The 6,000-nt window shown below is 47.5% G+C and carries 6 protein-coding genes; 2 read left to right on the top strand and 4 right to left on the bottom strand.

Features of this window, described 5'->3' with window-relative positions:
- Nucleotides 1-339 precede the first annotated feature (339 nt).
- Together BM607_RS19750 and BM607_RS19745 are read left to right on the top strand one after the other, a co-directional pair.
- Nucleotides 340-594: a YkgJ family cysteine cluster protein gene (locus tag BM607_RS19750; protein WP_006083785.1), complete on the top strand. Its 255-nt coding sequence runs from the start codon at nucleotides 340-342 to the stop codon at nucleotides 592-594.
- A 22-nt stretch (nucleotides 595-616) separates the two neighbouring features.
- Nucleotides 617-1,072 (top strand): Rrf2 family transcriptional regulator, encoded by a 456-nt coding sequence (locus BM607_RS19745; RefSeq protein ID WP_006083784.1) that lies wholly within the window; start codon nucleotides 617-619, stop codon nucleotides 1,070-1,072.
- Here the strand turns inward: BM607_RS19745 and BM607_RS19740 are convergent.
- Genes BM607_RS19740 through gpmM form a run of 4 tightly spaced genes read right to left on the bottom strand, consistent with a single transcriptional unit; the run spans nucleotide 1,047 to nucleotide 5,741 of the window.
- Entirely contained in the window at nucleotides 1,047-1,802 is a 756-nt protein-coding gene (locus BM607_RS19740; protein WP_071940595.1) for a divergent polysaccharide deacetylase family protein, read from the bottom strand. The genes BM607_RS19745 and BM607_RS19740 overlap by 26 nt on opposite strands.
- A gap of 12 nt (nucleotides 1,803-1,814) precedes the next feature.
- The gene (locus tag BM607_RS19735; protein ID WP_012586354.1) at nucleotides 1,815-3,020 is read right to left on the bottom strand and encodes a S41 family peptidase; all 1,206 of its coding nucleotides are present in this window, start codon (nucleotides 3,018-3,020) and stop codon (nucleotides 1,815-1,817) included.
- A gap of 32 nt (nucleotides 3,021-3,052) precedes the next feature.
- Nucleotides 3,053-4,186 (bottom strand): peptidoglycan DD-metalloendopeptidase family protein, encoded by a 1,134-nt coding sequence (locus BM607_RS19730; protein WP_006083781.1) that lies wholly within the window; start codon nucleotides 4,184-4,186, stop codon nucleotides 3,053-3,055.
- A 10-nt stretch (nucleotides 4,187-4,196) separates the two neighbouring features.
- Nucleotides 4,197-5,741 carry a 2,3-bisphosphoglycerate-independent phosphoglycerate mutase gene (gene gpmM, locus BM607_RS19725; protein WP_071940594.1) on the bottom strand — a complete coding sequence of 515 codons (1,545 nt, stop codon included), beginning with the start codon at nucleotides 5,739-5,741 and terminating at the stop codon, nucleotides 4,197-4,199.
- Nucleotides 5,742-6,000 lie beyond the last annotated feature (259 nt).

Raw genomic sequence — 6,000 nt, 5'->3', positions numbered from 1 at the left:
GTCGCGGGTTCGAGTCCCGTCCGCTCCGCCAACATTTCGATAAGCCCTAACAGCAATGTTAGGGCTTTTTCGTATCTGGAATTTATCTATTTCTATAGTCGCGGCCGTCCCGTCCAACAGCATCCCTGCTTAACAGCCCAGCTCGGCATCGCTACCTCACATTCGTCGGCGTAAAATTTAAATCTCTGCCTACTTTGTCTAAGTTTGTCCCACTTATTTCATATTATGCCTTTCTCGCACAGAATGGCGCTTGTGCGCGACTTGGCAGTATTGACCTGTGACACTGATCTCGGACAAATTAAACGGTATAATGCCTTATGTCTTTTATGAGTAACGAAAATGAATTGTCGTCTTGGGTGTGGTGCTTGCTGTATTGCGCCTTCAATTAGCAGCGGTATTCCTGGTATGCCAAATGGTAAGGCTGCGGGTGAGCGTTGTGTGCAGCTGAGTGATGCCAATTTATGTTTGATCTTCGGCTCGCCCGATCGTCCCGCGGTTTGTAGTGATTTCGATGCATCGGAAGATGTATGTGGTCATTCGAACGAAGAGGCGCTTTGGTTGATTACCCAACTCGAAGCTCAAACCTCTCATTAAGTTTATCGCTGACAGGTGAAATATGCAGTTAACTCGTTATACCGATTTTGGCGTTCGAACCTTGATGTATTTGGCGGTTCAGCCAGACAGAACCACTTTATTTAGAATTGCTGAAATTACGCAGGTATTTGATCTGTCTCCAAATCATGTCTCTAAGATAGTGCATCATTTAGGCAAGATGGGTTACCTAGAAACCATTCGCGGCAAGATGGGCGGTTTCCGTTTGGGAAAGCCTGCGAGTGAGATTAACTTAGGTCAGTTAGTTCGCGTTTTAGAAAACTCGTTGGCGCCGATTGATTGCAGTAAACCTTACTGCCGATTCACGCCTGCCTGTAAGCTGAAAGGCGTGTTAGCACAAGCAGTTGAAGCGTATTTGAATGTGCTCGATCAATATACTCTGCTGGACATTGTGAGTAATCGTGATGAGTTACTTGCCTTGCTGCCTGACATGTCTATCTCAGTGTTACAGCTGGATTAGTTCCATTTTTGTGTGCAATGTCGATGGGGAGCAAGCTTGATGCAGGTACTAGATCAATCCCCTCGGTTTTTAGTCTTTGTAGATTGGCCTTTAAGAAGCGCATGGTTTCTGGATAAGGATGGGCAATCGCCACTAGGTTACCTTGAGTATGTGCCTGACTTATCATTAAGCTAAATTGTCTTTCGAGTGCTTTGGCACTGATGTCATTGTCTAGAAACAGTTGGCGTTTTAATAACGGTACGCCTAACTGATCCGCTGTCTCTCCCGCCTTAGTGAATCTTGTTGTCATACTATCGATAAAATACAGATGCTTTTGTTTGAGGGTTTCCATCACCCACAGCATAGGATCATCGAGTTGAGTCAATAGGCTCCCCATGTGGTTATTGGCACCTTTAGCAAAAGGAACGCTGTTAATTGCATCGACAACACTGGCGCGAATTTGTACCTCAGTCATAGTATTGGTCAATCCCCCTAGCCCTAACGCCTTACCATTAAGCGCCTGCATAGGCAGATGCAGCATGATTTCGTGGCCCTTTTTATGGCCAGCATTTGCGAGTTCTTTGCCAAGAGGAGTATGAGGCAACACTGAGAGTGTCACTGTGCTGGGCAGTGCCAGCACGGCTTGATCGGTATGACGATAACCTATGTCATCAATAATGAGGGCAATCTGGGCAGCATGACTTTGAGAAATGCTTAGGGCCAATAGGGCCAAGGAATAAAGTAAGCGCACAGTTTCTTCTTATTAGTCATGATGCTGTATCCATGCAATGGCTGAGGTCACTTGATGATCTTGGGCCAGAGATGCATGGGCGGATAGGGCGTCGATTATAGCCAAATTACCCGCGCCGGAACCAGTTTCTGCGGCAATTTTTATGTCTGGGACGATTCCTATGTTGTGAATGTTTTCACCTCTGGGGGTATTGTACTGGGCAATGGTGAGTTTTATCGCGTTACCATCTTCTAAGATGGGGATCAGGCTTTGTACTGTGCCTTTGCCAAAACTGGTTTCACCTAACAGCTTAGCTCGACCATTTTCCTGCAGTGCGGCGGCGAGCACTTCGGATGCAGAGGCCGAGCCTTTGTTGATCAACACTAGCATGGGCACGTTAGTCAGCATGGTTTGTGGTGAGGCGTAGTAGTCGGAGTTGGCATCGAAGAAGCGGCCAGAGGTTGAGACTATTCGGCCTTTGGCGAGGAATAGGTCAGCAATTTTAACGGCTTGGTCGAGCAGGCCGCCGGGATTATTACGTAAATCTAAGATGAGCCCGGCGAGCGGTTTATTTTGCCATTGGCTAAGTGAACGCACCATATCTTCGGTCGAGTTTTCTTGGAAGCTACTTAATCTGACATACCCAATATTGCCATCAAGCAATTGAGTGGTGACAGATTCGATAGTGATAGTGCTCGGCTTGAGTGACACCTCAAAGGTCGCATCGTCATTGCTGTGCTTAAGCACTAACTTAATGCTTTGATTGGTGAGGCTATGTTTTTTTATCTCGGCAAGGATATTAGCGAGGTTAGTCTCGGTCGCCAGTGTGTCGTTGAGCTTAACGATAATGTCGCCTGCGCGTATTCCCGCTTGTTCTGCTGGGGAATGGGCGAAGGGGGCGATGATGTTGATGTGGTCATTTTGGGTTGCGACTTCGAAGCCGAAACCAAAATATTCGCCGCGATTGGAGTCTTTGAGATCGAGTAATTCTTGGTGATTCAAAAAGCTGGAATAGGGATCTAAGTGCTCAAAAATACCTTTGATTGCCGCTTGCACTAACTCTTCTTTCGAAACGGTTTTTACGTAATAAGTTTCAACGGTTTCAAGTACATCTTGCAGTAACGGATAGTCAAAATCACTGCGATATGACTTAGCGTTCTCTTGACTAGAGAGGCTGATGGATAGGCCCAAAGTCAGGCCTAATCCAACGCAACTGATATAGCGGATCATGTGTTTCATAGCCGTCCCCTGTGATGAGGGGACCGTTATGATTAGCGACAGTATTTCGCTGGATCGACGGCTTGCCCCTTGTGCCTTATTTCAAAGTATAGGCCAGCCTCGCTCTGTCCACCCGAACGTCCGACTAAAGCTATCGCTTCGCCGCTTTTTACCATGTCGCCAGGGCTTTTTAATAGGGTTTGAGCATGGCCGTAAAGGCTCATATAACCTTTGCCATGATCGATGACCATCACTAAACCAAAACCACGTAACCAGTCGGCATAAATAACCTTACCACCTGAAACGGCTCGAATATTTTGCCCTTCTGGTGCGGATAACATAGTGCCTTTCCACACCACTTGGCCGGAACGTTGGCTGCCAAAGCTGGCACTGACGCGACCTTTTGTCGGCCATTTGAGTTTGCCACTTTGTTTACCAAAACCTTCCATCGAAGGATTGTCTTTCATGGCCCGCAGCGCTTGTTCGACCACACGCTTCAAGCTGGCCTCTTCAATTTGCAACTGTTCCAGCTCAGCGCCCTTAGAATTTAAGGTGCGTTGCAGCTCTTTGATGGTCAGTTGACGCTGATCTTGCTCTTGGCTCAAACGTTTGGCTTGGACCTGTTGTTCGGCCACGAGTTTGGTTAATTGCTTTTGCTTACTCGTTTGCGACACCTTGATCTCATCTAGCTCGGTCAAGGTTTGCTTTAATTCGTTGATCGACTTCATCCGCGCTTTATTGAGGTATTGGTAATAGGCCAACATACGCTCGATAGTGGCAGGACTTTGCTGATTGAGCATCATCTTAGTGTAATCGTGATTACCGGCAAGATAGGCGCTCGACAGTTGTTTCGACAGTGTTTGTTGCTGACTTACTTTAAGCGTTTCTAACTCATCTTGACGTTGTTTCAGCTCGGTCAGCTTAGTATCGATTTGCGCTAAGCTATTTTTGGTGCTGTTGACTTTTTTGGCCGCTGACGCAATCGCTTCTTCATCGCTACGCAGCAATGACAGCAATTTTTCTCTTTGTTTACTGGTGGTTTTTAACGCGCTTTGTTGTTGATTTATTTGCGATTGGATTGATTTCAACTCGGACTGACGCTTCTCCAAATCAGAAGCGTTGGCCGAGAAAGATAACATCATAAAGCCAGCAAGAATGCTGGCTTTAACAAGGAGTCGAGTGCTCACTAGGTAACGGTTACTCTTTAATGTGGATTAAGGGCTTGCCCGTCATCTCTGCTGGAATGGCTTCGCCAATCAAGGTCAAGATAGTCGGTGCGACATCGCTGAGTTTACCACCTTCATCTATGGTCGCATTGCGGCCCACAAAGACAAAAGGTACCAGTTCACTGGTGTGGGCTGTGTGTGCCTGACCTGTGGTTTCGTCCGTCATTTGCTCGGCGTTGCCGTGGTCGGCGGTAATAATACATTCACCACCCACTTCCGCCAGCGCATCCACTACACGGCCGATACAAGCGTCAACTGCTTCACAGGCTTTAACGGCGGCATCGAAATTACCCGTGTGGCCAACCATGTCGCCATTCGGATAGTTACAGATGATCACGTCGTACTTGGTCGACTCAATCGCCGCCACTAACTTGTCGGTCAGCTCGGCTGAACTCATCTCAGGCTGTAGATCGTAAGTCGCCACTTTAGGTGAGTTGATTAGGATGCGATCTTCACCTTCGAATGGCTCTTCTTTGCCGCCGTTGAAGAAGAAAGTCACATGGGCGTATTTCTCAGTTTCAGAGATACGCAGTTGAGTGCGACCTTGTTTTTGCAGCACTTCACCTAAGGTATTCACCAAGTTTTCAGATGGATACGCGATAGGGGCTTTGATGTCGCCGGCGTACTCAGTCAGAGTGACAAAGTGCATTTTCGGCACCACAGCGCGTTCGAAACCATCGAAGTCTGGGTTGATAAAGCTACGAGTGATTTGGCGGGCACGGTCGGCACGGAAATTCATAAATATCAGTGCATCGCCATCTTGCAAGGTGGCAACTTGGCCGTCTGCATCTGTAATTGCCGATGAAGAGACGAACTCGTCGTTCTCGTTACGCTCGTAAGCCGCTTCCAATGCAGTAACCGCATTGTCGTATTGGAATTTTGACTTGCCTTGGGTGATTAAATCGTAGGCTTGCGACACACGATCCCAACGATTATCCCTGTCCATTGCAAAGTAACGACCAATAATCGAGGCGATACGGCCATGGCCTAATGTAGTAAACAGATCATCAAAATGGCTCAAGCTGCCCTTAGCGCTGCGCGGTGGTGTATCGCGGCCGTCGAGGAAAGCGTGCAGATAAACCTTTGTCGCGCTACGGGCAATGGCCATACGGCACATCGCTTCGATATGCTCTTCATGGCTGTGAACACCACCGGCAGAAAGCAGACCCATAATGTGCACTGCGCCGCCGGCTTTAATGGCCGAGTCAACCGCATCACACAGGGCTGGATTTTGTTCAAACTCATGATCTGCAATGGCTTTACTGATGCGAGTGAGTTCTTGATATACCACACGGCCAGAGCCTAAGTTAATGTGGCCAACTTCAGAATTTCCCATCTGGCCATCAGGTAAGCCTACATCTAAGCCAGAACCTGAAATCAAACTATGGGGATATTGAGCGTTGAGACGGTCGAGTACCGGAGTATTGGCGTGGAAAATCGCATTGTTATGCGTGTTTTCACGGTAGCCCCAGCCATCGAGGATCAACAACGCGAGCGGACGTTTAGCTGTCGTCATAGTGATACCTTTAAGTTTTATAGAAGCGATAGAAATCTGAAATTGGTCAAATATTACTACGTTAGCGGGGTATGAAAAAGCGCTTTACCCCGATTAAGGTCATCGAATCACTAATTCGTCCGATTCTGTGGCTGGCTTGTAACAAGCACCTAGGCAATTGCGCTAAAAGTGCGATCTAGAACTGTGACTAAACTGCTGCAATCTGCCAAGGCAATCGGTATACTCTCAGCCCTTATCGAATTTTCGCCATTTATGCGGG

This window comes from Shewanella sp. SACH, from assembly GCF_001887095.2.
Lineage (GTDB): Bacteria > Pseudomonadota > Gammaproteobacteria > Enterobacterales > Shewanellaceae > Shewanella > Shewanella baltica.
The sequence above is the reverse complement of the archived record's forward strand: the minus strand, read 5'-3'. Positions and strand labels throughout refer to the sequence as shown.

Coding starts and splice junctions, on each gene's coding strand:
- BM607_RS19735 (WP_012586354.1), bottom strand. CDS start 3,020: ATGAAACACATGATCCGCTATATCAGTTGCGTTGGATTAGGCCTGACT.
- BM607_RS19750 (WP_006083785.1), top strand. CDS start 340: ATGAATTGTCGTCTTGGGTGTGGTGCTTGCTGTATTGCGCCTTCAATT.
- gpmM (WP_071940594.1), bottom strand. CDS start 5,741: ATGACGACAGCTAAACGTCCGCTCGCGTTGTTGATCCTCGATGGCTGG.
- BM607_RS19745 (WP_006083784.1), top strand. CDS start 617: ATGCAGTTAACTCGTTATACCGATTTTGGCGTTCGAACCTTGATGTAT.